The sequence below is a fragment of the Vibrio sp. HI00D65 genome, assembly GCF_001635455.1.
Classification (GTDB): domain Bacteria; phylum Pseudomonadota; class Gammaproteobacteria; order Enterobacterales; family Vibrionaceae; genus Vibrio.
Genome location: NZ_LWEH01000045.1, coordinates 1 through 321 on the forward strand (window position 1 = coordinate 1; position 321 = coordinate 321).

1 protein-coding gene is annotated in these 321 nt (G+C 46.4%); it reads left to right on the top strand.

Going from position 1 to position 321, the window contains the following annotated elements; genetic code table 11:
- The coding region (locus tag A3712_RS06940; RefSeq protein ID WP_157618716.1) for an ATP-binding cassette domain-containing protein at positions 1-321 on the top strand (321 nt) is incomplete at both ends.

Below are 321 nucleotides of genomic sequence, written 5' to 3' on the forward strand. Positions count from 1 at the left end.
TAAGTGATCAGCTGATGGAAGTACTTATGCTGCACAAAGGCATGGGTAAGGCGGAAGCATTCGAAGAATCAGTACGCATGCTTGAAGCGGTTAAAATCCCGGAAGCACGTAAGCGTATCACCATGTACCCACACGAATTCTCTGGCGGTATGCGTCAGCGTGTGATGATTGCAATGGCGCTATTGTGCCGTCCAAAACTGCTAATTGCAGATGAACCAACTACCGCGCTGGATGTAACTATTCAAGCACAAATCATGGAACTGCTGAACGAACTGAAAGATGAGTTCAACACGGCAATCATCATGATTACCCACGATTTAG